This is a genomic window from Streptomyces sp. HSG2, from assembly GCF_016598575.1.
In the GTDB taxonomy this organism is placed as follows: Bacteria; Actinomycetota; Actinomycetes; order Streptomycetales; family Streptomycetaceae; genus Streptomyces.
The window spans coordinates 3444220-3470794 of the sequence record NZ_CP066801.1; the positions used below are offsets into that span (position 1 = coordinate 3444220).

The 26575-nt window shown below is 70.5% G+C and carries 20 protein-coding genes and 2 pseudogenes; 8 read left to right on the top strand and 14 right to left on the bottom strand.

What is annotated here, in order from left to right; genetic code table 11:
• Positions 1-9: 9 nt before the first annotated feature.
• Together xseA and JEK78_RS14885 are read right to left on the bottom strand one after the other, a co-directional pair.
• Positions 10-1218 carry an exodeoxyribonuclease VII large subunit gene (gene xseA, locus JEK78_RS14880; protein WP_200259314.1) on the bottom strand — a complete coding sequence of 403 codons (1209 nt, stop codon included), beginning with the start codon at positions 1216-1218 and terminating at the stop codon, positions 10-12.
• Between the two features lie 142 nt (positions 1219-1360).
• Positions 1361-2755 carry an APC family permease gene (locus JEK78_RS14885; RefSeq protein ID WP_200259316.1) on the bottom strand — a complete coding sequence of 465 codons (1395 nt, stop codon included), beginning with the start codon at positions 2753-2755 and terminating at the stop codon, positions 1361-1363.
• Between the two features lie 91 nt (positions 2756-2846).
• Between JEK78_RS14885 and JEK78_RS14890 the strand changes: the two genes are divergently transcribed.
• Positions 2847-3872, top strand: coding sequence for a 4-hydroxy-3-methylbut-2-enyl diphosphate reductase (locus JEK78_RS14890; RefSeq protein ID WP_200259318.1), 1026 nt, complete (start codon positions 2847-2849; stop codon positions 3870-3872).
• 29 nt (positions 3873-3901) lie between these two features.
• Positions 3902-4678 (top strand): polyphosphate--glucose phosphotransferase, encoded by a 777-nt coding sequence (gene ppgK / locus JEK78_RS14895; RefSeq protein ID WP_200259320.1) that lies wholly within the window; start codon positions 3902-3904, stop codon positions 4676-4678.
• Positions 4679-4756: 78 nt separating this feature from the next.
• On the opposite strand, the gene JEK78_RS14900 is transcribed toward ppgK, so the two are convergent.
• Positions 4757-5242, bottom strand: a complete 486-nt coding sequence (locus JEK78_RS14900) for a DUF6542 domain-containing protein (RefSeq protein ID WP_347341188.1) — start codon at positions 5240-5242, stop codon at positions 4757-4759.
• Between the two features lie 317 nt (positions 5243-5559).
• Between JEK78_RS14900 and ychF the strand changes: the two genes are divergently transcribed.
• Entirely contained in the window at positions 5560-6669 is a 1110-nt protein-coding gene (ychF, locus tag JEK78_RS14905; RefSeq protein ID WP_200259326.1) for a redox-regulated ATPase YchF, read from the top strand.
• Between the two features lie 162 nt (positions 6670-6831).
• Here ychF and JEK78_RS14910 read toward each other — a convergent pair whose 3' ends face one another.
• A complete protein-coding gene (locus JEK78_RS14910; RefSeq protein ID WP_200259329.1) occupies positions 6832-7038 on the bottom strand; it encodes a hypothetical protein in 207 nt (68 codons plus the stop codon).
• A gap of 393 nt (positions 7039-7431) precedes the next feature.
• Here JEK78_RS14910 and JEK78_RS14915 point away from each other — a divergent pair, with 393 nt between their 5' ends.
• Positions 7432-8880 (top strand): NF041680 family putative transposase, encoded by a 1449-nt coding sequence (locus JEK78_RS14915; protein WP_200259332.1) that lies wholly within the window; start codon positions 7432-7434, stop codon positions 8878-8880.
• A 141-nt stretch (positions 8881-9021) separates the two neighbouring features.
• Here the strand turns inward: JEK78_RS14915 and JEK78_RS23800 are convergent.
• Positions 9022-9144, bottom strand: a pseudogene (locus tag JEK78_RS23800) (HD domain-containing protein); the annotation flags it as partial.
• Between the two features lie 456 nt (positions 9145-9600).
• On the opposite strand from JEK78_RS23800, the gene JEK78_RS14925 reads away from it, so the two are divergent.
• Positions 9601-11193 (top strand): acyl-CoA carboxylase subunit beta, encoded by a 1593-nt coding sequence (locus JEK78_RS14925; RefSeq protein ID WP_242483083.1) that lies wholly within the window; start codon positions 9601-9603, stop codon positions 11191-11193.
• A gap of 357 nt (positions 11194-11550) precedes the next feature.
• Here JEK78_RS14925 and JEK78_RS14930 read toward each other — a convergent pair whose 3' ends face one another.
• Positions 11551-12018, bottom strand: a complete 468-nt coding sequence (locus JEK78_RS14930; protein WP_200259334.1) for a DUF1801 domain-containing protein — start codon at positions 12016-12018, stop codon at positions 11551-11553.
• A 262-nt stretch (positions 12019-12280) separates the two neighbouring features.
• Between JEK78_RS14930 and JEK78_RS23415 the strand changes: the two are divergent.
• Together JEK78_RS23415 and JEK78_RS14935 are read left to right on the top strand one after the other, a co-directional pair.
• Positions 12281-12523 (top strand): annotated as a pseudogene (locus tag JEK78_RS23415) (tetratricopeptide repeat protein); the annotation flags it as partial.
• A 4-nt stretch (positions 12524-12527) separates the two neighbouring features.
• Positions 12528-13064 (top strand): NUDIX domain-containing protein, encoded by a 537-nt coding sequence (locus tag JEK78_RS14935; protein WP_200259335.1) that lies wholly within the window; start codon positions 12528-12530, stop codon positions 13062-13064.
• Positions 13065-13195: 131 nt separating this feature from the next.
• Here JEK78_RS14935 and JEK78_RS14940 read toward each other — a convergent pair whose 3' ends face one another.
• Positions 13196-14596: a DUF6177 family protein gene (locus JEK78_RS14940; RefSeq protein ID WP_200259336.1), complete on the bottom strand. Its 1401-nt coding sequence runs from the start codon at positions 14594-14596 to the stop codon at positions 13196-13198.
• A 161-nt stretch (positions 14597-14757) separates the two neighbouring features.
• Here JEK78_RS14940 and JEK78_RS14945 point away from each other — a divergent pair, with 161 nt between their 5' ends.
• Complete coding sequence (locus tag JEK78_RS14945) at positions 14758-15966, top strand: RNA-guided endonuclease TnpB family protein (protein WP_200259337.1); 1209 nt, start codon at positions 14758-14760, stop codon at positions 15964-15966.
• A gap of 13 nt (positions 15967-15979) precedes the next feature.
• Here the strand turns inward: JEK78_RS14945 and eccCa are convergent, their stop codons facing one another.
• The 7 genes from eccCa to JEK78_RS14980 are packed head-to-tail and all read right to left on the bottom strand — an operon-like array spanning position 15980 to position 26527.
• Positions 15980-19978, bottom strand: a complete 3999-nt coding sequence (gene eccCa / locus JEK78_RS14950; RefSeq protein ID WP_200259338.1) for a type VII secretion protein EccCa — start codon at positions 19976-19978, stop codon at positions 15980-15982.
• Positions 19975-21090 carry a MinD/ParA family protein gene (locus JEK78_RS14955; protein WP_200259340.1) on the bottom strand — a complete coding sequence of 372 codons (1116 nt, stop codon included), beginning with the start codon at positions 21088-21090 and terminating at the stop codon, positions 19975-19977. The genes eccCa and JEK78_RS14955 overlap by 4 nt, the downstream gene beginning before the upstream one ends.
• Before the next feature lie 10 nt (positions 21091-21100).
• Positions 21101-22465 carry an EsaB/YukD family protein gene (locus tag JEK78_RS14960; RefSeq protein ID WP_200259342.1) on the bottom strand — a complete coding sequence of 455 codons (1365 nt, stop codon included), beginning with the start codon at positions 22463-22465 and terminating at the stop codon, positions 21101-21103.
• A 13-nt stretch (positions 22466-22478) separates the two neighbouring features.
• Entirely contained in the window at positions 22479-22751 is a 273-nt protein-coding gene (locus JEK78_RS14965) for a hypothetical protein (protein ID WP_200259344.1), read from the bottom strand.
• Between the two features lie 30 nt (positions 22752-22781).
• On the bottom strand, positions 22782-23642 hold the full coding sequence (locus JEK78_RS14970) for an immunity 49 family protein (RefSeq protein WP_200259346.1): 861 nt from the start codon (positions 23640-23642) through the stop codon (positions 22782-22784).
• A gap of 12 nt (positions 23643-23654) precedes the next feature.
• Positions 23655-26141, bottom strand: coding sequence for a hypothetical protein (locus tag JEK78_RS14975; RefSeq protein WP_200259349.1), 2487 nt, complete (start codon positions 26139-26141; stop codon positions 23655-23657).
• Entirely contained in the window at positions 26138-26527 is a 390-nt protein-coding gene (locus JEK78_RS14980; RefSeq protein WP_200259351.1) for a DUF6507 family protein, read from the bottom strand. The genes JEK78_RS14975 and JEK78_RS14980 overlap by 4 nt, the downstream gene beginning before the upstream one ends.
• Positions 26528-26575: the final 48 nt, after the last annotated feature.

Below are 26575 nucleotides of genomic sequence, written 5' to 3' on the forward strand. Positions count from 1 at the left end.
CCGCCCACCCTATGTGTCGACTCGTACGGAGAACTCGCCTCCGGACACCCGGGCCCGCAGAGGCTCGCCCGAGGCCACCTCGTCCGGATCCCGAACCGCCCGCCCGTCGGCGCGCCGCAGTACGGCGTACCCCCGCTCCAGTGTCGCGGCGGGGGAGAGGGCCACGACCCGCGCGCGGGTGTGCTCCAGGTCGGATTCGGCGCGGTCCAACCGGTGCCCCAACGCCCGCCGGGCCCGCTCCAGCAGGCCGGTCACCGACTCGGCCCTGTCGTCGATCATCCGGTAGGGCGCCTGGAGGGACGGGCGGGCCAGCGCCTGCGCCAGCCCGCGCTCCTCCCGGTCCAGGAGCGCCTCCACGCACCGGCGGGAGCGGGCGCGCAGCTCCGCGACCCGCTCGTGTTCCTCGCCCACGTCCGGCACCACCTTCCGGGCGGCGTCGGTCGGGGTGGAAGCGCGGACGTCCGCCACGTGGTCGAGCAGCGGGCTGTCCGGCTCGTGGCCGATCGCCGACACGACCGGGGTGCGGCAGGCCGCGACCGCCCGGACCAGTTCCTCGTCGGAGAAGGGCAGCAGGTCCTCCACACTGCCTCCGCCGCGCGCGACGACGATCACGTCGACTTCGCGCAGGGCGTCCAACTCCGCCACCGCTCCCATGATCTGCGGCACCGCGTGGACCCCCTGTACCGCGACGTTGCGCACCTCGAAGCGGACGGCGGGCCAGCGGTGCCGTGCGTTCTCCAGGACGTCCCGCTCGGCGGCCGAGGCGCGCCCGCAGACCAGACCCACCAGCCGGGGCAGGAAGGGCAGGGGCCGCTTGTGACCGGCGTCGAACAGGCCCTCCTTCGCCAGGGTCTTCTTGAGCCGCTCCAGTCGCGCGAGCAACTCGCCCACCCCGACGGTCTTGATCTCGGCCGCGCGCAACGACAACTGTCCGCGCCGGGCGTACCACTCGGGCTTGGCGTGCACCACGACGCGGGCGCCCTCGCCGACGACGTCGGCGATCGGGTCGAACACCTGCCGGTAGCAGGTGACGCCGACCGAGACGTCGTGGGAGGGGTCGCGCAGCGTGAGGAACACCACCCCGGCGCCCGGCCGGCGGGACAACTGGGTGATCTGCCCCTCCACCCAGACCGGGCCCAGCCGGTCGACCCAACCGCCGATGAGTCGGGACACCTCCCCCACCGGCAAGGGGGACTCGGGACTCGTGTTCACCGCCATGCGGCGAGCGTAGTTGCCCCCGCCGACAACACGACCGGTCGGGCGGAGAGGGGAACGTCGCGCCGGCTCCGCCGAGCGTCCTCGCGCCACGCCCGTCCGCGACCTCCGACCGCGTCCGGACGACGCGCCGCGATCCGGCGCCTCACCCGGGGGACCGCGTCCGGCGCGCCGCGAGGACCGCCAGCCCGGCGCCCAGCCAGAGGAGGCCCACCACCTGCGCCGTGGGCGACGCCGTCACGACCACGCCGATCGTGATCACCCCGCCCGTCACCGGCATCACCAGGTGCCGCCCCCACCGGACGGGCCCGGCCCGGCGCCGCGCCACGAACCAGCCGACCACGCTCGCGTGCAGCAGGGTGAAGGCCGTGAGCGCGCCGACGTCGACGACCGACACCAGCAGGTCGACGCCGTCGTCGGCGCGGGCCGCCCACACGGCCGCCACCGTCGTGATCGACGCCGACACCAGGAGCGCCACCCGCGGTACCCCGGCCGAGGTGCGGGCCAGCGGGGTGGGGAGTCGCCGGCCCCGCCCCATCGCGAAGAGCAGTCTTCCCGCCGCGGCCTGGGCGGCCAGTGCCGCGAAGGCCGCGCCGACCGCCTTGCTCACCGCGACCAGGTCGCGCAGCCAGGGACCCACCGAGGCATCGACCGAGTCGTAGAACGCCGGGGCCTGCGACACCGGGTCGGCGGCCAGATCGGCCGAGGCCACCGGGGTCAGCAGCGCCGCCAGGTACGTCTGCGCCACGAACAGCGCACCGGCCAGTACCAGGCAGGTCAGCACCGCCCGGGCCACCTTCGCCGAGCCCCCGGTCACCTCCTCCGCGAACGTCGCGATGGCGTCGAACCCCAGGTAGGACAGCACCGCCACCGACACCGCGCCGAGGACCGCCGACCAGGCGAACGCCCCCTGGGTTCCGTCCCCCGACAGCGGTGTCAGCCAACCCCTGACGGGTCCTCCGTCGGCGAGGACGACGACGGCCGTCACGACGAAGACCAGCAGGACGACGACCTCCCCGACCAGGACCGCCAACCCCACTCGTGCGGCGGTCCGCACGCCCCGGAGGTTCAGCAGGGTGGTGACCACCGCGGCCAGCCCCGCCCACACCCAGCGGGACACCCCGGGCACCAGCTCGTGCATGGCGACGCCCGAGAACAGGTAGGCCACGGCGGGAATGAGGAGGTAGTCCAGCATCGCCATCCACCCGGCGACGAAGCCGAGCGCGTCGCCGAGCGCGGCCCGGGCGTAGGCGAACACCGAGCCGGCGTGGGGGAGCACCCTGACCATCTGGGCGTAGCTGAACGCGGTGAAGGCCATCGCGACGGTGGCGAGGACGTAGACCAGTGCCACCGCGCCGCCCGAGTTGGCGTCGAGCGTGCCGAAGATGCCGACCGGGGCCATGGGCCCGATGAACAGCAGGCCGTACACGACGAGGTCCCGGAAGCCGAGGCTGCGGCGGAGCCCGGGCACGAGGGGTCCGGGGCCGGACCCGTCGGACTCCGCCCCGTCGTGCCGACCTCCCGCGCCCGTGTCGGGCATCGTGCCTCCGCCCTCGCCGCCGAAGCCTTCCGTCAGTCTCTCCGGGGGTCCCTCGCGGGCGCGATCCCTGTGCCGCCGAACGCGCCCTACGATGGGGCGCATGACTGTTTCGCCCGGCCGCCGTGTCCTGCTCGCCGCCCCCCGTGGCTACTGCGCGGGTGTGGACCGCGCCGTGATCGCCGTCGAGAGAGCCCTGGAGCAGTACGGGGCTCCCGTCTACGTCCGACACGAGATCGTCCACAACAAGTACGTGGTGCGGACCCTGGAGAAGAAGGGGGCCGTCTTCGTGGAACGGACGGACGAGGTCCCCCCGGGCAACATCGTGATGTTCTCCGCGCACGGCGTCGCGCCGGCCGTCCACGAGGAGGCCGAGCGGGGCCGGCTCGCCACCATCGACGCCACCTGCCCCCTGGTGACCAAGGTCCACAAGGAGGCCGTCCGGTTCGCCGAAGAGGACTACGACATCCTGCTCATCGGGCACGAGGGCCACGAGGAGGTGATCGGCACCTCCGGCGAGGCCCCCGACCACATCCAGCTCGTCGACGGACCGGGCGATGTGGAGAAGGTGGAGGTCCGCGACCCCGCCAAGGTGGTCTGGCTGTCCCAGACCACCCTCTCCGTGGACGAGACCATGGAGACGGTCGACGCGTTGAAGGTGAAGTTCCCCGGGTTGGTCTCCCCGCCCAGCGACGACATCTGCTACGCCACGCAGAACCGCCAGCTCGCGGTGAAGCGGATGGGGTCGGACGCCGATCTGGTGATCGTGGTCGGTTCCCGCAACTCCTCCAACTCCAAGCGGCTCGTCGAGGTCGCCAAGCAGGCCGGGGCCCGCGACGCGCACCTGGTCGACTTCGCGCGGGAGATCGACGCGGCCTGGCTGGAGGGCGTCACCACCGTCGGCGTCACCTCCGGCGCCTCGGTGCCGGAGGTGCTGGTCGAGGAGGTGCTGGACTGGTTGGCCGAGCGCGGGTACGGCGACGTCGAGATCGTCAGGGCCGCCGAGGAGACCATCACCTTCTCGCTGCCCAAGGAACTCCGGCGCGATCTGCGCGAGGAGGCCGCCGCTCTGGTCGCCGCGCGCGGCGGCGAGGGCCCGGCCGGCGCGAAGGAGGCGTGACCGCGGTCCTCAGGCCGTACGGTGGGGCCATGCAGATCTTCGGCGTGGACATCGGGGGTTCCGGGATCAAGGGCGCCCCGGTGGACCTGGACAGGGGCGCTCTGGCGGAGGAGCGGCACAAGGTGCTGACGCCGCGGCCGTCGTCGCCCGAGGCCGTGGCCTCCGGCGTGCGCGAGGTCGTCGAGCATTTCGGCTGGAGCGGCCCGGTCGGGCTCACCTTCCCCGGTGTGGTCACCGGTGGGGCCCGTGTGGAGACGGCGGCCAACGTCGCCGGGGAGTGGGTCGGCACGGACGCCCGCGCCCTGTTCGGCGAGAGCCTGGGCGGGCTGCCGGTGACCGTCGTGAACGACGCGGACGCCGCGGGTGTCGCGGAGACGCGCTTCGGCGCGGGCAGGGACCGTCGGGGAACGGTCATCGTGCTCACCCTCGGCACCGGCATCGGCAGCGCCCTGTTCACCGACGGCGTCCTGGTGCCCAACACCGAGTTGGGCCATCTGGAGCTGCACGGCCACGACGCGGAGAAGCACGCCTCCGGCAAGGCCCGGGAGGACCACGACCTGACCTGGGAGCACTGGGCGCACCGGGTCCGCAAGTACCTGGCCCACGTGGAGATGCTCTTCTCCCCCGAGTTGTTCGTCCTCGGCGGTGGAGTCAGCCGCAAGGCCCACAAGTTCCTGCCGTACATCGAGGGGATCAAGGCCGAGATCGTCCCCGCCGCACTCCAGAACAACGCCGGCATCGTCGGAGCGGCGATGCACGCCGCGGAGGCCCGCCAGGCGGCCCCGGGCACGTCCGCGGAGGGTTGACGCCGGGCCGGGCGACGGCCGTCCGGCGGTGGCCGCCCGCTCCCCGGGCCTCGTCGGACGACGGATCGCCCGGCGAGGTCAGCCCGGTGGCCGGTTCCGGCCGGCGGCCGTGCGGCGTCGTGCCGCCCTGACCATCCTCACCCGGCGGGCCAGTACGATCATCCCCGCCGCCAGTGTCCCCCCGTACAGCCACGGGGCCTCCGTCGCCAGCGCCGTCACGAGCCCCATCGCCCGGTCGCCCGGCCCGTCGCCCTCCCCGAGCGGCAGCAGCCCCAAGGCGAAGGCGATCGGCATCAGCACCGGCACCGCCACCAGATCCCCCCGGCGCACCCAGAGCGCGGCCAGTACGCACACCGGCAGGAAAAGGACGCCGTACACCGTGGGCGGGGAGCCGGGCAGCAGGCCGTCGAGGAACCCCAGGGTCGGCATCAGCACGGCGCCGAGAAGGCCGCAGCCGAGCCCGGTCAGCCGGGGGCCGGGCAACCGGGTGGGCAGGCCCGCCCGGGCCGGGCTTCGGAGCCCGCCGCCCCGGCCCGCGCGGGGCGAGGCGGGATGTGCGCTCACCCGGGGTGCCGACCGGCCCGGTCGGCCGACCCGTGCGGGCCGGGGGCGCTCCTCCGGCCCGAGGCCGGGGCGCCGGGCCGCCTGGGGCGGCAACGGGGACCCGTCTCGTCGCGTACCGTGTCCCGGGGGTCGCGTCCTGTGTTGCTCCACCGGACCAACCTAGGTCGTGGCGGGCCCCGGATCCCCTCTCGGACACGCCGTACGGCGCTCGCCGGCCAAGAGCCCCATGCCGCTCCTGTCGAGCCCCCGCCACCCCGTAGACTGGTGGATCGGCCACGCCTGGTCCCTCCGCATCCTCACGTACGGGAAGTCGCAACGTGTCGCTCACGATCGGAATCGTCGGTCTGCCGAATGTCGGCAAGTCGACCCTGTTCAACGCCCTGACCAAGAACGACGTGCTCGCGGCCAACTACCCGTTCGCCACGATCGAGCCGAACGTCGGCGTGGTCGGCGTGCCCGACCCCAGGCTGACGAAACTGGCCGGGATCTTCTCCTCGGAGCGAATCCTCCCGGCGACGGTCGACTTCGTCGACATCGCGGGCATCGTGCGCGGGGCGAGCGAGGGCGAGGGCCTGGGGAACAAGTTCCTCGCCAACATCCGCGAGTCGGACGCGATCTGCCAGGTCATCCGAGCCTTCAAGGACGAGAACGTCGTCCACGTCGACGGCCGCATCTCGCCCCGCGAGGACATCGAGACGATCAACACCGAGCTGATCCTCGCGGACCTCCAGACGATCGAGAAGGTCCTGCCGCGCCTCCAGAAGGAGTCCCGGATCAAGAAGGACGTCCTGCCCAAGGTCAAGGCGGTCGAGGAGGCCAAGGACATCCTGGAGAAGGGCGACACCCTCTTCGCCCAAGGCGTCGTCCAAGGTGGGGAGCGTGCGGAACTCTTGCACGACCTGCACCTGTTGACCACCAAGCCGTTCCTCTACGTCTTCAACGTCGACGAGGACGAATTGGTCGACGAGGACTTCAAGGACGAGCAGCGGGCGCTGGTCGCACCGGCCGAGGCCATCTTCCTGAACGCCAAGCTGGAGGCGGACCTCGCCGAGCTCGAAGACGACGAGGCGCTGGAGCTCCTGCGGTCCGTCGGTCAGACCGAGCCCGGCCTCGCCACCCTCGCCCACGTCGGCTTCCGCACCCTCGGCCTCCAGACGTACCTCACGGCGGGGCCGAAGGAGTCCCGCGCCTGGACGATCAAGAAGGGTGCCACGGCACCGGAGGCCGCCGGCGTCATCCACACCGACTTCCAGAAGGGCTTCATCAAGGCGGAGGTCATCTCCTTCGACGACCTGGTGGAGACCGGCTCCGTCGCCGAGGCCCGCGCCAAGGGCAAGGCACGGATGGAGGGCAAGGACTACGTCATGCGCGACGGCGACGTGGTGGAGTTCCGGCACGGAGGAACGTCCGGGAGCGGCAAGAAGTAGGGCCCGATTCCTCAAGATCCACGCCGGCGCGCGCTTCACCAGCCACCTGCGCGGCAGGACCACGAAGCCCTCGACATCGTCGTCGCGCTTGACGATCTCGATCGTGAGCCGGAGCTTCTTCCTGGCCCGGGTGACGAGTTTCCCGGCGTAGCCGCCGTCGGCCTACACCAGGACGACCGATTCGACGAGGTCACGCGGGTGCGCCGGTGCGGGGCGGGCTCCTTCGCGGTCCCGCACGCTCGCGCTGGTGACCATGACGACCAGAAGCGGGCCGCTCGTGTCCAGGAACAGCCGGTGGCAGTGCTCCTCCGGCCGCCCGCCGTTGCCGTCCAGCCAGGCCGGCCACGGCAGCGTGGCCGCGATGACCATCCATTCCGCGTCCGCGGTGTCCGAGGTGTAGCGGCGGGGCCGGGCCGGATGGCGGCGGCCGTGACCGAACCGGCAGACCAGGCAGGGTCAGTCGGCATGCCCATTCAGGGAGGCAGCAGGGGTGGCGGGGGCGTGACACGGCATCACGGGACCTCTTGGCACGGCTGGGTTTTCGACGCCGCGGTCGCTGCCAAGAGGTCCTGGTCGCGCGCGTGACCTCGCGGATTCCCACCCGCCGTCGACGATCGATTCGTTCACGGGCACTCAGCTTGATGTCTAACCTCGCAGGTCACCCGACCTGCTGATCTGCGGTTCTTCCGGGGACAGCGGAGACGGCCGTTCACCACGCTTCGAGATGTCGAGTATCGAAGCACGAGAGAACGGCCGCTGCCCATGAGTGTCTCCGTCAACGCGCCCGCAGGTGACGTGTTGGGTATCTTGTCCCGCTATCGGGTTGAGTTCTACGACTGCCTCTGCTCCCGCACGGACGCACTCTTCGACCTGGCGGACGCCGTGCTATGTGCGGACGGTCCGGTGGTCTCGCTGCCCGAACTCACGCTGCTCGCCGAGCATCCGCGCGGGCACGGCGCGATGTACGGCGCGTTGAACAATGGCTGGCTGGAGCCGACCCGGCTGCGCCGGCTGCTGGCCTCCACCCCGCTGCCGAGGGCCGCCGACGGACGGATCGTCCTGGCGGTCGACGTGAGCAACTGGCTGCGCCCGGACGCCCCTACCAGCCCGGACCCGCTGTTCTGCCACGTCTACGGACGTGGCCGCAGCTCGGACCAGATGATCCCGGGCTGGCCGTACTCGATCGTCGCCGCCCTGGAGACAGGACGGACCTCCTGTACGGCGGTGCCGGACGCGATCCGGCTGGGCCCGGCCGACGACGCCATCGCCGTGACCGCCGCCCAGCTCCGCGAAGTCCTCGTGCGCCTCGTACAGGCCGGGCACTGGCAGCCCTGGATGCCGGACGTCCTGATCGTGACAGACGCCGGCTACGACGTCTGCCGCCTCGCCCACCTCCTGTCCGACCTGCCCGTCGAGCTCGTCGGCCGGCTGCGCTCGGACTGGGTCATGCTCCGCGACGCCGAACCCCGCCGCTCCGGGCCGCGCGGCGGGCAGCCGCGCAAACACGGCGGCGTCCTCACCTTCGCCAAGCCGGACTCCTGGCACACCCCCGACACCACCACAACAAGCGACACCACCCGCTACGGCAGGGCCGAGGCCCTGGCCTGGGACCGGATGCACCCCCGCCCGCAGGCCCGCGGCCCCTGGCTCGACCACGAGGGTGAACTCCCCTGGATCCATAGCACGTTGATCCGCCTGAAGGTCGATCACCTACCGGGCGACCACGATCCGAAGCCGGTCTGGCTGTGGTCCTCACGCACCAGCATGACCGGCACCGACATCGACGTGCGCCGGCAGGCGTTCTTGCGCAGCTTCGATCTTGAACACACCTTCAGGTTCCGGAAACAGACCCTGGGCTGGACCACGCCGAAGGTCCGCGACCCGGCCGTCGCCGACCTATGGACGTGGCTGATCACCACCGTTCACACCCAGCTCCGTCTCGCCCGCCCCCTCGCCGAGGACCTCCGCCGCCCCTGGGAAAGACCACGCCCACCACACCGGCTCACCCCCGCCCGGGTCCGCCGCGGGTTCAGACACATCCGCGCCACCACCGCCCGCCTCGCAGCCGTGCCGAAACCCTCAAGACCCGGACCAGGGCGACCCCTTGGCTCAAGAAACCGCAGACCGGCTACTCGCTACGAGCCCGGGAAGACCGTGAAGTGCCTCGAAACTCGAACAGAACATCTCAGCACAATACGGGAGCAATGTTAGACGTCAAGCTCAGGTGCTGGGATCTGCCCGGGGGACCCACCCGTTGGCGGCTCCGGTGTGAATCAGGTCCTGTGCGTATTGCCAGAGGTCTGCGGAGGCGTCCTTGATCACGGACTTGCGGGCGAGCACGTCCTTCTCAGTGACGCCAGGGGCGCGCCAAGTCCCCCCTCGATTGCCGTAGTTGCGAAGCAGGGGCTGGAGCCGGTCCATGGCCTTGGCGAATCGCGCCTCGGGTGTGCTGCGTTCTTCGAACTCGTCCCACAGGGACCGGAATTACCCGCGTGGACGAAGTGCAGGTCGGCGCCCTCGTCCAGCAGGGTCAAGGACGCCTCCAGGCTCAGGTGGGAGCCCTTCCAGCGGTTCATCCTGCTGGGTTGCAGCACGATGGTGCCGCCCGCGGCCGGAAGCCGGAAAGGGGCCTCTTCCAAGGGCAGCGCAAGTCCGAGGACGGTGACTTCGGCATCGGGCAGCCTGCCTCTGACCTCGGCGGCGACGAAGGCGGAGTGGGCGACCAGGGGGCCGGGAAGTGCAGCGAGGAACTCCCACTGGTCGGCCCGCTCATCGATGTTGTGCAGTTCGAAGACGAGGCGGCCGTGCCACCGGCGCTCGCAGGACGAGCGCCTCACCGGTGTAGGTACCGACGACGAGCGTGTCGCCGTCCGGTGTCGCGTGCACGGCAGCGCCGATCGGGCCGCACGTTGAGAGAGGGAGGGACGCGTCGTGACAGTGGTGGACAACATTCCCCGAGCCTCCGCGGAGGCGACGGGCGCTCACGGGCCCGTCGCCGAGCTGCACGCGGTCCGCGCGCGGGCCGCGGCCGGTCCGAGCGAGCGTGCGACCGAGGCGCAGCACGCCAAGGGCAAGCTGACCGCGCGCGAGCGTATCGGGTTGCTTGTCGATCCGGGTTCCTTCCACGAGGTCGAGCAGTTGCGCCGGCATCGTGCGCGGGGCTTCGGTCTGGAGGCCAGGAAGCCGTACACCGACGGTGTGGTCACGGGCTGGGGCACGGTCGAGGGTCGTACGGTCTTCGTGTACGCGCACGACTTCCGGATCTTCGGTGGCGCACTGGGCGAGGCCCACGCGACGAAGATCCACAAGATCATGGACATGGCCATCGCCGCCGGTGCCCCGCTGGTGTCGTTGAACGACGGCGCGGGCGCCCGTATCCAGGAGGGTGTCTCCGCCCTGGCCGGCTACGGTGGCATCTTCCAGCGCAACACCAGGGCGTCCGGGGTCATCCCGCAGATCAGCGTGATGCTCGGCCCGTGCGCCGGCGGCGCGGCCTACAGTCCCGCGCTGACCGACTTCGTCTTCATGGTCCGCGAGACCTCGCAGATGTTCATCACCGGCCCGGACGTCGTCAAGGCGGTGACCGGCGAGGAGATCACTCAGAACGGCCTTGGCGGCGCCGACGTGCACGCGGAGACCAGCGGCGTGGCGCACTTCGCGTACGACGACGAGGAGTCCTGCATCGAGGAGGTGCGCTACCTCCTGTCGATGCTCCCGCAGAACAATCGCGCCTGCCCGCCGGCCGTCGCCTCCGACGACCCGGCAGACCGCCGGTCGGAGGTCCTGCTGGATCTGGTGCCGGCGGACGGCAACCGTCCGTACGACATGCGCGAGGTCATCGAGGAACTCGTCGACGACGGCGACTACCTGGAGATCCACGAGCGCTGGGCGCGCAACATCATCTGCGCCCTGGCTCGTCTCGACGGACAGGTCGTGGGCATCGTCGCCAACCAGCCGCAGTCCCTCGCGGGTGTCCTCGATATCGAGGCGTCGGAGAAGGCCGCCCGTTTCGTGCAGATGTGTGATGCCTTCAACATCCCGATCATCACTCTTCTGGACGTCCCCGGATTCCTGCCCGGCGTCGACCAGGAGCACGGTGGAATCATCCGCCGCGGCGCGAAGCTGCTGTACGCGTACTGCAACGCGACCGTGCCCCGGATCTCGCTGATCCTGCGCAAGGCGTACGGCGGCGCGTACATCGTCATGGACTCCCAGTCCATAGGCGCCGACCTGACGTACGCCTGGCCCACCAACGAAATCGCGGTGATGGGCGCGGAAGGCGCCGCCAACGTGATCTTCCGCAAGCAGATCGCGGAGGCCGAGGACCCGGAAGCCATGCGGGCCCGCGTGGTCCAGGAGTACAAGGTCGAGCTGATGCATCCGTACTACGCCGCGGAGCGCGGTCTGGTCGATGACGTCATCGACCCCGCCGACACCCGCCAGGTACTCGTCCGGTCCCTCGCGATGCTCAGCTCCAAGCACGCCGACCTTCCCTTCCGCAAGCACGGCAACCCGCCGCAGTAGGAAGGGCCCCCCGACGGCCGGACGGCGACGCGCGGCACGCCCCCGGCCTCGGGGCGTGGCCGTGGGCGCACCCGAACGGACGGCGTGGACCTCGCGGGCGCGGCGGAGAACTCCCGTACGCGCGGTGCACTGATCAGCACGGCGGACCCGCTCGCCCCAGCCGCCGACCGGCCCTTCACCGTGCCCCGGGCGGCGGCGGGACGGTGTCGTGGGTCCATGCCGAGGACGCCGCCCGGCCGGCCGGTCACCGCGATCGACCGGGGCGGGCGAGTCGTACGCGTACAGCGTCCTCGGCGACCCTCCTCCGCCCCTCCGGGACCACCGCGAGGGGACGCGGGCCCGACCGGAGGGGCGCCGTCAGGCGGTGGCCCTCGTGATGAGCGCCTCGATTCGGGCCTCGACCTCGGGGGTGAGGGCGGCGAGGGCGAAGGCGGTGGGCCACATGTCGCCATCGTCGAGGGTGGCCGGGTCGTTGAAGCCGAGGGTGGCGTAGCGGGCCTTGAACTTGGCGGCGCTCTGGAAGAAGAGGACGACCTTGCCGTCCCTGGCGTAGGCGGGCATGCCGTACCAGGTCTTGGGGGTCAGACCGGGGGCGACCTTCTTCACCAGAGCGTGGACGCCCTCGGCCAGGACGCGGTCCTCGTCGGCCATCTCGGCGACCTTGGCGAGGAGGTCGGCCTCGCCGTCGGCCTTGGCGGCGGCCTTGGAGCGGGTGCCGCGGGCCTTCGCGCCCTTCAGTTCCTTCGCGCGGTCCTTCATCGCCTCCCGCTCGTCCTCGGTGAAGCCGTCGTAGGACTCGGCGGCGTCGGTGCTCTTGGTGGCCATGGTCGTTCCCTTCGTTCGTGGTTCTTCCCGGTCTTTCTTGCCGATCTCACCCTAGGATCACAGTGTTTCCGCGTGCTTCTCGGAAACTGCCCGGTCGTCGAACGCGACCGACCCGCCCGCACGGAGCGCGGTGACGAAGGAGTGGGGGTGTCGTACGCCTTGGTGAACACGCGGTGCGGGGTCTCCGCGGTGACGGTGTGTCGCCGCCGAGAACGGCGAGATCCTCCACACGCGTCAGCGGCCCCGCAGCCGGCACCGTGCCGAGCAGCAGCACCGCGACGCCCTCACCCGCTGGGACCCCGCGGAGCGCAAGCGCGTCCACGCTCTCACCCACGCCGAACTCGCCGACAGCCTCGCCGCCCAGGACCGCGCCCTCATGGAAGGCATGGCCTGCGACCGGAGGCGCGAGGCGATCACCTCGATCCGATCCACCCTGGCGATCTACCGGAGGCGTAAGGTGCCCGGCGCCGCCGATCTCGCCCGCCGCGCCCGCGAGGCCCTTGCCCAACATGCCCGACAACCCGCCCGACGATGGGAAGACCGTGCCCCAGCGGACCGACGATCAGCCCAAGGCCCTCAAGCCGGCACTTGCATCGATGACCCTGCTGGCCGCTGCCGTCATCGTCCATGACAAGGTCACCGATCGTGTGGTCATGCTCCAGCGCGGCGAGAACGCCAAGTTCGCCCAGGGCATGTGGGACCTCCCCGTCGGCAAGTGTGAGACGGGCGAGCCCATCACGGAGACCGCCGTACGCGAGCTCGAAGAGGAGACGGGCCTCACGGTGAAGCCCGAGTTCCTCAAGGTCGCTCACATCATCCACGGGGCCTGGGGAGTCGAAGCCCCCAACGGCTTCCTCACGGTCGTCTTCGCCGCACACGAATGGGCAGGAGAACCCGAGAATCGCGAGCCTCGCAAGCACTCCCAGGTCCGCTGGATCGACGCCGGCACCATCCCCGACAAGACCGTGGAGACCACCGCCAGTGCGCTTCGCGGCTACTTGGGCAACAGCTCGGAGGTCTCGCTGGGCGGCTGGTCGGCAGTGTGAGCGTCAGGGCGCCCACCATGCCTGTCGGCGGTCGCGGCGCCCGCTCCGTCCGGCGCGCCCGCGGGCCGGGAGCTCGCCGACGGCCGGAGCAGGGACCACGCCCACCGGTCAGGAGGTTTGGCCGGGGCCGGTCAGGATCTCCCAAGGTGCTCGGTGAGCCGCTGGAGCCTGGTCCAGGAACGAGCGTCGGTGCCGTCGCCGAGCGGGTAGTGGAGGCAGGGTTCGCCGGTGGGGCCGAGTCGGGTGGGGGTGAGGTCCAGGGGTGGGCGGAGGGCACGGGCGAGGCCGATGTCCTTGATCGCTTCGTTGCCCAGCGTGAAGGAGATGGGGAGGGACGGGGCTTCGAAGCGCGGGGGTACGGTCAGGTCTCGGCGAGCGGCTCGAAGCGAGGTCAGCATGGTGGTCAGGCCGTGCTCTGCGGCCAGAGCCTTGGCGAGGGGCTCGATGGCGTCCAGGGGCGGCGTCTCGTCTCGGCCGTAGCCGAGGGCGAGCGTGATGTCCTCCTCGACGCCGACGGGGGTGCGGGTGACGCTGACGGTGGCCATGGCCGTGCGGTCGGGGTGGCCGATGGCGATCAGCCAGGTCGGACGGGGTGAGCGAGTACGGGCGAACTCGGTCAGCCGGCGGGTGGACCACGGGAGGTTGACGGGCTCGGCGGTGCTCCAGCCGGCGGGTGGAGCACCGGTGAGGGTCTGCCAGGTGGCTTCCAGGCAGCGGCCGAGAACCAGGTCCTCGGTGGCGGGGTGTTGGGCGCGAAGGGAGAGGATGAGCTGACGTTCGCCGCTGTCCCCGGCGGGCTTGAAGGCTTCGGCGACGGAGGCCGATCCGTTCTCGCCGAGGGTGGGTGTGAAAGCGCCGCCGTGCCAGCGCAGCACGGCGCCGGAGAGGCCGTCGTAGTAGCCGCGGTTCGGGTCTTGGACGACCCAGCGGTTGGGATGGCCGCGCAGCGCGGTACGGGTGGGCAGGGTGAGGCGGCTGGTCGGTGGTGTGACGATTTGAAGGGCGCGTTCGCTGTGGGCCGTTGTCCGCAGAGCGTCGGAGAGCCAGCTGGTCATGGCGACGACGGGTCGCTCTTGGATGACCACGGCCGTCCTGGCGGTGAGCACGTCCACGGCGGGCGTTGACGTGGGCGGGGCGGGGACAGCCGCGATGTCAAAGCGCGGTGGGACGACGTCGGTGGAGGCGGCTTCCGGGGGCCAGACCGATCCTTTCAGGACGGTGGCCAGACGTCCGGCGAAGGAGCCCGCCAGCCGACCGCCCTCCTCGACGGCGGTGGAGGCGCGGGCCTCGGTCCACCACACCGGGCTGTCCGGGAGCCCGGGGCCGAGGAGGCGAGCCGTTTCGCCGGGTACCTGGACGAGCAAGGAGGCCTCGACGGAGACCAGGGCGCGGCCGTCCGGGGCGCAGAGCTGGATGACGGCGCCGTCGGCCAGGGTGTTCAGTCCGAGGTCGGGGCCGCCTGCGTGGAGGCCCGCGAGAAGCGTGCTCACGTCCGGCATCTTCGGTGTGAGGGCGATGACGTCCTTGGTCATCGGGGTTCTCCTTCGTGGATACCCCCGGCTTCAGCCAGGGGAGGAAACGAAGCTCCTGCGGAGCAGGGCAGGGAAAGCCGGTTCGCCGCCAGGGCGGACCGGCGTCCACCGACCACCGGCCAACCGCCGCCTCTCACAACGAATCTGATGCAATGTGAGGCATGACGCAGCAGGTCAAGCGGGCTTTCAAGTACCGCTTTTACCCCACGGGCGAGCAGGCGGCTGAGCTGTCGCGCACGTTCGGCTGCGTCCGCCTCGTGTACAACAAGGCGCTGGAGGAACGAACTCGGGCTTGGTACGGCGAGCAGCGCCGTGTCTCCTACGTGCAGTCGTCGGCCGCGCTGACTCAGTGGAAGAAGACCGAGGAACTCGCCTTCCTGGCAGAGGTGTCCTCCGTCCCGCTCCAACAGGCCCTGCGCCACCTTCAGACGGCGTTCGGGAACTTCTTCGCCAAGCGCGCCAAGTACCCCCGGTACAAGAGCCGGAAGAAGTCCCATGCCTCGGCTGAGTACACCCGCTCCGCTTTCAAGTGGCGCGAAGGGCAACTGACCCTGGCCAAGATGGCCGAGCCGTTGGACATCCGCTGGTCGCGCCCCCTGCCGGAGGGCACGGTACCGACGACGGCGACCGTGTCCCGCGACAGCGCCGGGCGCTGGTTCGTGTCCCTGCTGTGTGACGACCGCATCACTTCGGCCCCGGCCACAACGAACGCGGTCGGCATCGACGCCGGGATCACCTCCCTCGTGACCCTGTCCACCGGGGAGAAGATCGCCAACCCTCGGCACGAACGCCGTGACCGTACCCGTCTCGCCAAGGCGCAGCGTGAGCTGTCGCGGAAGGCGAAGGGCTCCGCGAACCGGGAGAAAGCCCGGAAGCGGGTCGCCAAGGTCCACGCGCGGATCGCCGACCGGCGCCGGGACTTCCTGCACAAGCTGTCGACTCGGCTCGTCCGTGAGAACCAAACGGTCGTGATCGAGGACCTCACCGTCCGCAACCTGCTGAAGAACGGCAAGCTCGCGCGCGCCATCTCCGACGCGTCGTGGACGGAACTCCGGTCGATGCTGGAGTACAAATGCGCCTGGTACGGGCGCGAACTCGTCGTGATCGACCGCTGGTTCCCCAGCTCCAAGCTGTGCGGGGCCTGCGGCACGGTCGCGGCGAAAATGCCGCTGAACGTCCGCGAGTGGACGTGCGACTGCGGCACGGTGCATGACCGCGATGTGAACGCGGCACGCAACATCCTGGCCGCCGGGCTGGCGGCGTCTGCCTGTGGAGACGGTGTAAGACCTCAACGGGAGTCCTCCCGAACGGGGCGGTCGTCGATGAAGCAGGAACCCCAGCGGGCGACCGCTGGAATCCCCCGCCTCTAGGCGGGGGAGGAAGTCAAGACGGCTCGGCGTCTCCTTCCGCGGCGTCTGCGAAGGCCGTCTGGACGAGCTGGTGAGGCCGGCCGCGGCGGATCAGGGTGCCGCGTCCGGCGGGCTGGGTGGAGGCGTACAGCCCGGGGAAGAGTTGGCCTTCGGTGCGGTCGCCGGTCATGACGAGCGCGGCGGTGCCGGTCTCGCGCAGGCTGGTCGGCAGCGGTTCGTACAGGGCACGGGAGGATCCGGCGACACGACGGGTGATGACGAAGTGAAGGCCGAGGTCCTGGGCCGAGGAGACGTACGGCAGGAGAGGGGCCAGGGGCTGTTGGCCGGCCGTGGTGAGGATGTCGTAGTCGTCGACGAGGATCACGATCCGGGGTCCGGTGAAGGCGGGCTCGGTGGACGGCGCGTCGGGGTCCGCCGTCTCGGGCGGGCGTTTTCCCAGCTCGGTGGCGATGCCGGTGGCCAGAGCGGTGGCCAGCTTCGCGTTGTGGGCGTAGCCGCCGCGGTAGGGCTCGGGAACGGCGCCGCGAAGGCCTCGGCGCGGGTCGAAGACGCCGAAGACCAGCTCGTCGTCCGCGTAACGAGCGGTGAGTTGGTTGGTGATGAGCTTCAGCAGGTTGGTCTTGCCGCACTCGCTGTCACCCAGGATCAGCAGGTGCTGTTCGGTCTCGAAGAGGTCGAGCAGGACGGGGGCGAGCGCGTCCTGGTCCACGCCGATGGGGATCTTCCTGGGCTCGGTGGCCGGGGACGGGAGCTTCGCCGCGGGGAGCCGAGTGGGGAGTACCCGGATCGGGGCGGCGAGATCGCCGTGCCAGCCGGCGCGGATCGTGCGCGCGGTTCTCTCCAGGGTGGCCGCCAGGTCGCCCGTGTGCGGATCTCCGTCGACGCGGGGCAGCGCGACCTGTGCGAAAAGCTTGGCGTCGGTCAGGACCCGGCCGGGGGTGTCGGCGGAGAGGGTCTCGGACAGCTTGCGGTCGATGGACGAGTCGGCCGGGTCGTTGAGGCGGAGTTCGACGCGGGTGCCGAACATGGACTGGGTGGCGATGCGGACGTCGTTCCAGCGCAGCATGGCGGAGACGATGTGGATCCCGTACCCGCCGCCGCGCTTGAGCAGGTCGGCCATGGCGTCGTCGAGGTCGGTGAACTCGTCGCGCAGCGCGCCGAATCCGTCGATGAGCAGCACGATCTCGGTGGAGCCGAGCCCCGGCAGCCGGCCCTTGGCGCGCAGGTGGCGCAGCTGGTCCACGGAGTCGATGCCGTGCTCGCGGAAGAGTTCCTCGCGTTCGGCCAGCATGGCGCGTACCTCGGCCACTGTGCGGGCGGCCCGTTCGTGGTCGGCGCGCCCGGCGATCCCGCCGACGTTCGGTAGTCCGGCCAGCGCGGACAGTCCGCCGCCGACCAGGTCCAGGCCGTAGACGGCGACGTCGTACGGGGTGTGTGTGAGGGCCAGGGAGAGGGCGAGGGTGCGCAGCAGCGTGGTCTTGCCGGACTGGGGGCCGCCGATGACGGCCATGTGGCCGCCGGCGACGGTCAGATCGAGTAGCCATGGTCGCTGCCACTGTCTCGCCGGGTCGTCCAGGATGCCCAGGGGGATGCGCATGGGGCCGTCGAGGTGGGTGAGGCGGAGGCCTTCGGTGTCGGCGTGGAGAGGCCCGGCGGCGGTGTCCAGGGTGACGGCGTTGGACAGGGGCGGTAGCCAGACGCGGCGCACGGGGGCGGCGGCGGTGGCGAGTTGGCCGACGATCACGGACATGATGGTGGGCCCGGTTTCCCGTTTGGTGGCGGCGGGTGCCTCTGTCGCGTCAGTCTGTGGCGACTGCGGTGTGTTGAACGTCGGGTAGGGCCGGGCGAGTGGCTCGTTGACCTTGTCTTCCTCGCGGAGTGTGGGAGCGCGGTAGGCGCCCGAGACGTACCCTGCCTTGAAGCGCTCGTATGTCGAGGTGTCGACCTTCAGATAGCCGAAGCCCGGCAGCGGTGGCAGGTGGAAGGCATCAGTGCTGTCCAGTACCGTGCGTGATTCGTCGGCGGAGAAGGTGCGTAGACCCAGTCGGTACGACAGGTAGGTGTCCAGGCCCTTGAGTTTGCCGCCCTCGATGCGCTGACTGGACAGCAGCAGGTGGACGCCGATGGAGCGCCCGATGCGGCCGATCGACAGGAACAGATCGATGAATTCCGGCTTGGCGGTCAGCAGTTCACCGAACTCGTCGATGACGACGAACAAGTGCGGCAGCGGCTGGAGATCAGGGCGTTCGGTGGCGCGCAGGGCGGCATAGTGCCCGATGTCGGCGACGTTTCCCGCGTTCATCAATACCCGCTGGCGGCGCTCGACCTCCCCGGCGAGGCTGGTGTGGACCCGCTCGACGAGCCCGGCCTGGTTCTCCAGGTTGGTGATCACGCCGGCCACGTGAGGCAGATCCGCGAAGGGGGCGAAGGTGGCGCCACCCTTGTAGTCCACCAGGACCAGTGCCAGGTCCTCGGGGGAATGGGTGGTGGCGAGGGCGAGCACGAGGGTACGCAGCAGTTCACTCTTGCCGGAGCCGGTCGCGCCCACGCACAGCCCGTGCGGGCCCATGCCCAGTTCGGAGGACTCCTTGAGGTCCAGCAGCACCGGCTGGTTGCGGTCGGTCAGCCCGATGGGAACGCGAAGGAAGTCACGCTCGCCTCGGGGTGCCCAGAGCCGGGACACATCGAGTGCGGCCGGGTCCTCTATGCCCAGCAGCGCGGGGTAATCGACGGGGCCGGCCGCGGTCCCGCCCTCGGCGGCGGACTCGGCTGACAGCCGCAGGGGAGCCAGCATCCGAGCCAGCCCCTCCGCACCGGAGGCGCTCACAGAGTCACCGGTGCCGTGCGCCAGTCGGCCGTCCGACGTGCGTAGATCCTCGACACCGACCCGTTCGCCGTCGACGGTGATGCGGACGCTGACCTGGTCCGGCTCGTGGACCCGCCGCTCCAGCAGATGCAGCACGGTCACGCCCATCTCCGTCAGGCCGACGGCCGTGTCCGGGCGCGGCAGTTCGGCGGCCGTTCCGCCGTACGCGTCACTGACGACGAGGAGCCGGTCGGTCATGCGCAACGCGTCCTTGCCGGACAGACCTCTGCGGACTTCCGCGGCGTACGAGGCACGACGTCGCAGGTCCCGGCGCAGCAGCCGGCCCAGCCGAGCCAGGCTCGGAGCGACCCGACGGGCGGCGACCGGGCCGTCCCGCTCGACCGGATCGAGTGCGTGAGGCAGCCACTTCACCCACTCCCACTCCACGAGGCTCTCGCCGGGCACGCTGACGGCGATGGAGACATCGTCCGGCGCGTGCGTGATCGCGGCCTGGACGAGCAGTGCACGGGCCACGCGCAGCACTCCGTCCCGGTCGCCGACGACGCTGACGTTCCCCGCCCGGTCGAGCGGCACGGTCAGCGGGAATTCCGTCGACGTGGCGAACCGGCTCTGAAGGGCGCGGGCCTCGTTGAGCATGAAGGGGTCCGGCGGGGTCATCACGCCACCGGGGTTCTGCCCGATCACGAGGTCCCCTACCGGCACGTCGCCGACTCCCACACGCACCCGCAGGAAGTCCGCGTCCAGGCGGCGTCGCTCCCACAGCCGGGCCGGGTCGCGCACCACGTCGTACAGTGCCTCGGGCGCCGGGCCGAGGAGCCGCGCCTGCTCACGCCGCTCCCGTTCACCGGCCCCGAGTTCCTCGCGCAGTTCCTCCAGGTACTCCAGATAGCGCTCGCGCTGAGTGCGCCGGGTGCGCTGGGCCTTGCCCCGCTGGGAGAGGAACAGCGCGACGGCGCCCAGCAGTGCGAAGACGAGCACGACGGCGCCGACGACGGCGAACCGGCTGTTGCGGACGACGGTCATCATCACGACCGAACCCATCACCCCCGCCATGGGCAGCAGCGCGGTGGCCGCGTTGCCGATCTTTCCCTCGGGCAGGTTGGGCGGGGCCTCGATCGTACGCGGCTCCGGGGAGGCGAGCGGGCGGGTGGAGCGCGCGGGCCGGTGGATCAGCCGCTGGGTCATCGCACCCGCACCGCCCGGTGGAGCGCTTCGGCCGCCAGCCGGATGGCGGCATCGCGGGTGGCCCGGCCGAGCACAGCGGTGTGGATGGGGCCTCCCTGGGCCAGATGGCGGTCGTAGGGCAGAGCGACGACGGGTACCCCGGTCTCGCGCAGGTGCGCGCTCGCCGCCTCCAGGTCGAGGGTGGCATCGGGGGAGTGCGCGGTGAGCGCCACCACGGCGGTGGCCAGTGCGGAGTGCGGCAGTCGAGCGAGCCAGTCCAGGACGACGCGGGTGCCGTTGACGCCCTCCGCGGTCATGGGGGCGACCACCACGCGAGCGTGCGCGGTGTCCATCGCGGTGCGTGCGACCTCGCCCGGCAGGGTCTCGCAGTCGACGACGGTCACCGCGAAGTACCTGCGCAGTGCCAGAGTCACCGTGCGGTACGTCCGCATGTCCAGTGGCGCTCCGACCCGGCCCCGGCTCGCGGGCAGCAGCCAGCCGCCGTCCACCACGGGTACCAAGTAGCCGGTGATGTCGGTCAACCGCATGTCGGGAGTGAGGATGTGGGCGAGATCGGAGCAGGACCAGCGCACCGACTCCGCTCCCATCCGCACGGGCAGCGTACCCAACGCGGCATCGGCCTCCAGGGTCAACACCGGGTCGTGCCGGTAGTGGTTGAAGACGCGGCCGAGCAGGGCGGACATCGTGGTCTTTCCCACGCCGCCCCGGATGGAGGTGACGGCGACGACGCGCCCGGTGGTGACCGGCTGCTGCAACTCCTGGACCAGCCGGGTCTGGTCGGCGACCTCCTGCCCGACCGAAGTGGTGAGCTTGCGCAGCGCCCGCCCGGTGCGCCGGGCCACCGAGTCTCCGTGCCGCGGGGGGCCGAGGGCCAGCGCGAGCCGCGGGTCCACAGTGGGCACCGACTCCGGTGTCGGGACGGGGGCACGTGGATTCCGCACGCCCCGGGGCGTCGGTGGCGTGCTCGGTGCGGACTCCCGGGGCGGGTCGCGGTGTTCCGCGGGCGGTTCGGGGCGTGCTGCGGGCGGCGTTGCCGGCTGGTCCGTCTCGGCATTGGGAGTCCCGGCCAACTCCCGCAGTACGTCCTGCTGCCAGTCCTTTCCGTGGCCCATGCCGCAGGGCCTACGCGAAGGTGTCGAGCAGGCGACCGTACACACCGAACACCCCGAGGACCAGCGGGAACAGGGCGATGACGCCTATCGACTCGAGGAAGTCTCCGGCGCGGCGCAGCCGCACCCGCACATGCTCGGCCGGTTCCACCGCGAGGACCACCACGGGCCCCGCTGTCAGCACGCCGAGCGCCACCAGCGGTCCTGTGGTGCCCCCGTGCTCGAGCCACATCATGATCAGCTGGACGGTCACCGCCGCCGAGGCCAGCAGCAGAGCCAGGACTTCGGCTACCAGGGGAAAGGCCCGGGCCCGCAGCGCGAGCACCATCGCGGTGACGACCGCGAGCAGGACAGCCCACACCGAAGGCACCCGCGACACGAGCACGCCCGCCACTGCCGCTGAAACGGCCAGAAAGACTGTCGCCAAGGCCAGCCCTCGATGCGTGGCCGTCAGTGCGGTGGTCACCTGATAGCGGCTCACGGACACCCCGCCCGTCCGACGGTCGTCCAGCCCGGACAGCCCCGACGTCATCATCGCCAGCCGGGGCAGCAGGCCCAGCGACACGACCGAGACGACCGCGAGAAGCGCCCCGGTGCGCCCCAGCTCGACCAGGGTGCCCGCACCCAGCTGCTGCCAGGCGGTCACTTCCCACAGGGCGACGCATCCACCGGCCGCCGCCGCACCGATCAACGCGCCCCGACCCAGCGGGGAGAACCACCCCAGGAGCAGCAGCACCAGCACCACGACGGCCGCCACGCCCGCCAGCCGTACCGAGATCGGCCACACGTAGGCGTCCGCCGATGTCCACATCCCCAGGCCACCCAGCATCCCGCCCGCGACGATCAGCGTGGCGGCGAGCCCGTGCTGCCGCGCCCGGCCGCACAACACGGCAACGAACGCCGAAACGACGGCGATGGCGAGAAGGACGCTCCCCGCGTGCGACGAGTCGAAGTGCCCCCGTACCAGGACCCCGGTGACGAGCGCCCAGCCGACGGTCGTCGCGCCCGCGACGACACGCCGCGCCGCCGGCCTCCACCGCCACGCCCGTAGGTCCAGATCGTCGGCGACCTCGTCGGTGACGTCATGCACGACCGGCGCGGACGGCGCATCCTCCAACCTCACCAGCCGCAGCACCGCACCGTCCGGCACACCCGCCGACTCCAACGTGCTGTCGTGTGCGAGTGCCGAACCATCCGCCGCCACCAGGTGCCGCAGCTCCGGCCGAGCCGACACTCGGTCGTCCAACAGCCGCATCACTGCCGGCAGAAGGAGACCCACCGGCTCCTGGGACGGGAGAACGAGGTCGACCCGCCGCCGCTCACCGACGAGAGTGACTCGGCTCAACGCCGTACGGCTCACAGACCCCGCGGATGTCACGCGTTCGAACCTATCATCGAACCGAAGGCGCTACGGAAGGCGACGAAGAGGGCTGTACCGAAGAGCCGTACGGGCTCTGCCCGATCAACCGGTGGGAAACGAACGACCAGCCCACGCAGCCCGCGCACAGAACGGCCGCGATCACCACCCCGGCGAACACCTTCCCCAACCGCTCGTCCAGCGAACGCCGCTGCCGCTGGGTGCCGAACACCAGGGCGTCCCTCAACCGACGGCGCCGTACCGACACCGACTCCAGCAGCTGACTGTCGTAGTCCTGTGCCCCCATACCCGCCATCCCCTACGTGTGCACGCCCCGTCATGTCTCGAATTCGCCCAGCCAGGCGCGGTTGAGCAACTCACCAGGCAGGTAGTCCGACTCGACGCCGATCGGGAAGCCCGCGTCGTAGGCCAGGCAAGCGATGGCGAGAGGCCCGAGAGCGAGATAGCCCTCAACGCTCTCATCCCGTTCATCTGTGGCGGTCCAGTACGCCTTGTGCAGTTGAAGGGATTCCACCAAGGCCTGATTGAATCCGTCGTGGTCTTGACGTAGGAATCGGTGAAAGAGATTGATCGGCTGGTAGAGGATCTTCTCCAGAAGATCCCTTTCAGTGATCCGCGCCACCTCAGGATAGGACGACTCGATCGCCGCGGTCAGCTTGTCGACCAGTCCGGGCCGCTCCAGCCAGTACGCCTGCAGGGCATCCACCCAGTGGTAGATGTATTCGTCGTACTCAGCGCCCGAGGCGCGTAGTAGATCGAGTGGGATTTCGCACAGTTGAGTCATGCGGTGCTGATCGCGGCATACGATGGCAAGCCAGAATGCGGTGATCCAGTTGCCCGCGTCCGTGTGCGACTGGGGACCGGTGGCCGGGATGGTGCGCAGTTCGTGGTTGACACGGCACTGGACGGTTCCCTCGTCCTTGGTGGCCGCGGCGTACATGGCCGAGCCCACCTGCATCGCGGAGACGACGGCTTCCCAGGTGTCGATGCCGGAGGCCTCCGGGTCGACCGCCAGGCGTGCTTGCACGTGCAAGACGGCCTTAGTCAATGCGATGTCAAACATGCGAGGAGACTGCGCCAGCCTGCCGAGTGTCCTGACTACTCCTTCACCTAGGGACTGCGCATACGCCTCGTCATCAGGTCCAGGGCTGCCGTGTCGAGGCACCTTCACCGTCACCAGGTTCTCCCGTCACCCAATGTCGAACTTCTGCAGGGTGTAGCCAGCATACTGTCCGGCGTTGACGTTCCCCTTGACCAGAATGTAGTCCAGTTTGTCCAGGTCAAGGGCCTCCTCGAGTTCGTCGGCCAGCCTGGCCTCATTGGGGTTCTTTCGTCCTCGCTTGTGCATCTCCCGGATGATGTCTAGGAAGTACTCGCGGGTTCCCTGCGAGACGCGGCGGCCGTTCGGTAGATTCCGCGCCCCCAACTGCGTGCTGACGCTACTCTTTGCCTCGATCACGACATAGCCGCCGTCTTCGCGCCGCCATACCTGGTCGAATTGGTCGTTGCCGTTCGCCGGCCCGTCGAGCTTCTCTATCGTCGCATTCGGGTAGTGCTCGGGAACCACATGATACTCGGCTATGGCCTCTCCGTATGCTTCACCGGACTCCGACATCTGCTTGTGCAGTGGCTTGTGTGCGCTGTCTGCGGCGTCTACGGCAGCCTGGTTCGCCGGGGTGTCGTGGGCTGCGAGTGCATTCTGCGCGTCCTTCAGCTGGCCCTCAGCCAGTTGGTCGGCGGCGATAGCCCTGTGACGCCTTTGCGCCGCGTCGTCGAGCTTGGTGAGAGCATCCGGACTCGCGGCCGCCCGGGTACCGAGGACGGGGTCTCCGAGGAACTTCGGAGGAACGGGCGGCGGGGCCTCTGATGCCGCGATCCACTTCCCGGTCTCCGGGTCCTTCACCAGCTGAGGCGGAACGAACCCGCCCTCGTCGGTCACTCTCGTGCTGAGTCGGTTGCCGTTGACCTTGTAGTACTTCTCGAAGTACCCCGGCTCGGTATTGGCACGGTTGACCTGCTGTCGCATCACGTCTACGGGGTCGGTCGCGCCACTTCGCCCGCCGCCGGTCGGGCTGCTACCGCCACCACGCTGCTCAGGAACGTGTCCGCCGGAGCTCGTACCGCCGTGGCCGGCGCCGACAGGCTCGACATGGGACCTCGATGTGCCCGAGTCGGCAGCATGCCCAGCCCCGGTCCCGCCTGGGGCTGGACCCCGGCTGTGAGGCGCCGCGCCGCTTCCGTGGTTGGTTGGGGTCTCATGACCGGCTTGCGGGGGCAGGTTCTCGCCTGCGTGAGCGCCCACCCCGGGCATCCGGGAGCTCGCGCCGACTCCGGCGAGTTCGCGCTGCCTTGCCGGAGTCGGCTCCGGAGTCGGCTCCGGTGCGGTGCGCGTACTCGCCGATGCTTCCCGGCGTGGTGTGCCACCGATGGCGTTGCCGCGCTTGTCGACGGGGATGAACTGTCCGTCCTCGACGATGACCTTGGAGCCGTCGTCGAGTTCCAGCACGCTGTTGAGACGCTGCGAGTCACCCGCGCCGGCGAAGCCGGTGCGAATGTTCGCCGTCACGTCCGAGATCTTGGGGAGGGCGCCGACGGCCTTCCCCGATACCTTGAGCCCCGCCGCGACCGGATCGATGTACTCGCCGATCCTGGCCGCGGTGGCGGCGGTCCTCGCTCCCGCGCCGGCCCTGCCGCCCTTGGAGGCGGCGGCCAGTGGCCCGGCGCCGAGTGTGAGGACGTTGAAGACGACGGTCGCGGAAGCGCGGGCGGGGTTTTCACCCCACATGTCCCAGGCGACCAGGGACTTGCCGAAGTCCTTGGCGGCTTGCTTCTGTCGGGTCTCGGTGGCGCTCTCCTCGTCCGGGCCGATCGCCCGGTCCATGAAGGCGTCGTAGGGAGTGGTGGTGTACTGGCCGATGCCGCTGACGATGTCACCGAGGTGACTCCAGGCGTCCCCGGCCGCATCCGAGCCGTCCCAGCCGACCAGGGTGCCCAGCCCCTTGACACTGCCCACGATGTTGTCGATGACCAGGCCGTCCCAGAAGAAGCTCTTGGCCCAGTAGCCGACTTCCCACGCGTGGTGGGACTCGCTTTCCGGCGTTCCCCAGGGCAGTTCCTCGGCCTGCTGGAGTACGTCGGCGTCGTAGCCGTACATCACGGTCTCGCCGTTCGAGGTGTGACTGCCGTCGTCGACCACGAACTCGGGCCCACCCACGATCGCCGAGATCTTGCCGGCGGCCCTGCGTTCGGCCTCCCGGAAGGCGCTCTCAGCGGCGGCCACGCCGTCCATGAGCTCCTGGTGCCGCTGGATCTTGCCCTCGTCGTACATCCACTCGTCGTCGCCCCGGACGCCGTCGACGAACGTGATCGCGTCCGACTTGAGCTGGGCCAGGCGCCGGGTGAGCGGGCGCGCCTCCACGGAGAACGTGTCCAGCGCGTCGGCGACCGTCTCCAGCTTCGCGGCGAAGGAGTCGGCCTGGTCCATCACCGGACGCGTCGTGGCGAACAGGTCGTCCGCCTCCGGCGCGGTGTAGAAGGCCTCCAGAGCCTGGAAGCGGGAGTGCGCGTCCATCCCGTCGCCGCGGATCCCGATGGCGTCGCCTCGCAACCCCGCGACGTCCCTCTCCAACTGGTCCAGATCGCCCGTGAACTGCGATATGCCGGATGGTTCGATCACCCGCCACCGTCCTGGCTGTCACCGGCTCCCGGAAGGTCGACCTTCGGCGCGGAAAGGGACCGGTGCTGACTGGTGGCGGCCATGTCCAGATCCCCGAGGACGTAGTACGCGGCGGCCTCCCGGGCCGCGTTCACGGACTTGGCCGCCCGCGCCCCGAGGAACATCACGTCCGGGGCGGTCCTCTCCACGAACAGCGCCAGTGCCGCCGCGATGGCGCCGGTCGGCGCGGCTCCGCTGTCCGTGCCGGCGATGGTGCCGGCCGACGCCGCCGCGCTCTCCACGTTTCTTCCGTACGACTCGACGTCCTTGGCCATGTCGTCCATCGCGTCCCGCACGAGCGAGACCACGAACTCGACGCCGGACGGCGAGATGTCCCACGCAGGCATGCCGATCCCCCGTTGCCACCTGGCACCCACCGCCGTTGCGGCGCGTGA

Bases quoted from the DNA above. Each gene is read 5' to 3' on its own strand.
- xseA (WP_200259314.1), bottom strand. From the start codon at position 1,218: ATGGCGGTGAACACGAGTCCCGAGTCCCCCTTGCCGGTGGGGGAGGTG.
- JEK78_RS14885 (WP_200259316.1), bottom strand. From the start codon at position 2,755: ATGCCCGACACGGGCGCGGGAGGTCGGCACGACGGGGCGGAGTCCGAC.
- JEK78_RS14890 (WP_200259318.1), top strand. From the start codon at position 2,847: ATGGGGCGCATGACTGTTTCGCCCGGCCGCCGTGTCCTGCTCGCCGCC.
- ppgK (WP_200259320.1), top strand. From the start codon at position 3,902: ATGCAGATCTTCGGCGTGGACATCGGGGGTTCCGGGATCAAGGGCGCC.
- JEK78_RS14910 (WP_200259329.1), bottom strand. From the start codon at position 7,038: ATGGTCATCGCGGCCACGCTGCCGTGGCCGGCCTGGCTGGACGGCAAC.
- JEK78_RS14915 (WP_200259332.1), top strand. From the start codon at position 7,432: ATGAGTGTCTCCGTCAACGCGCCCGCAGGTGACGTGTTGGGTATCTTG.
- JEK78_RS14930 (WP_200259334.1), bottom strand. From the start codon at position 12,018: ATGGCCACCAAGAGCACCGACGCCGCCGAGTCCTACGACGGCTTCACC.
- JEK78_RS14935 (WP_200259335.1), top strand. From the start codon at position 12,528: ATGCCCGACAACCCGCCCGACGATGGGAAGACCGTGCCCCAGCGGACC.
- JEK78_RS14940 (WP_200259336.1), bottom strand. From the start codon at position 14,596: ATGACCAAGGACGTCATCGCCCTCACACCGAAGATGCCGGACGTGAGC.
- JEK78_RS14945 (WP_200259337.1), top strand. From the start codon at position 14,758: ATGACGCAGCAGGTCAAGCGGGCTTTCAAGTACCGCTTTTACCCCACG.
- eccCa (WP_200259338.1), bottom strand. From the start codon at position 19,978: ATGACCCAGCGGCTGATCCACCGGCCCGCGCGCTCCACCCGCCCGCTC.
- JEK78_RS14955 (WP_200259340.1), bottom strand. From the start codon at position 21,090: ATGGGCCACGGAAAGGACTGGCAGCAGGACGTACTGCGGGAGTTGGCC.
- JEK78_RS14965 (WP_200259344.1), bottom strand. From the start codon at position 22,751: ATGGGGGCACAGGACTACGACAGTCAGCTGCTGGAGTCGGTGTCGGTA.
- JEK78_RS14980 (WP_200259351.1), bottom strand. From the start codon at position 26,527: ATGCCTGCGTGGGACATCTCGCCGTCCGGCGTCGAGTTCGTGGTCTCG.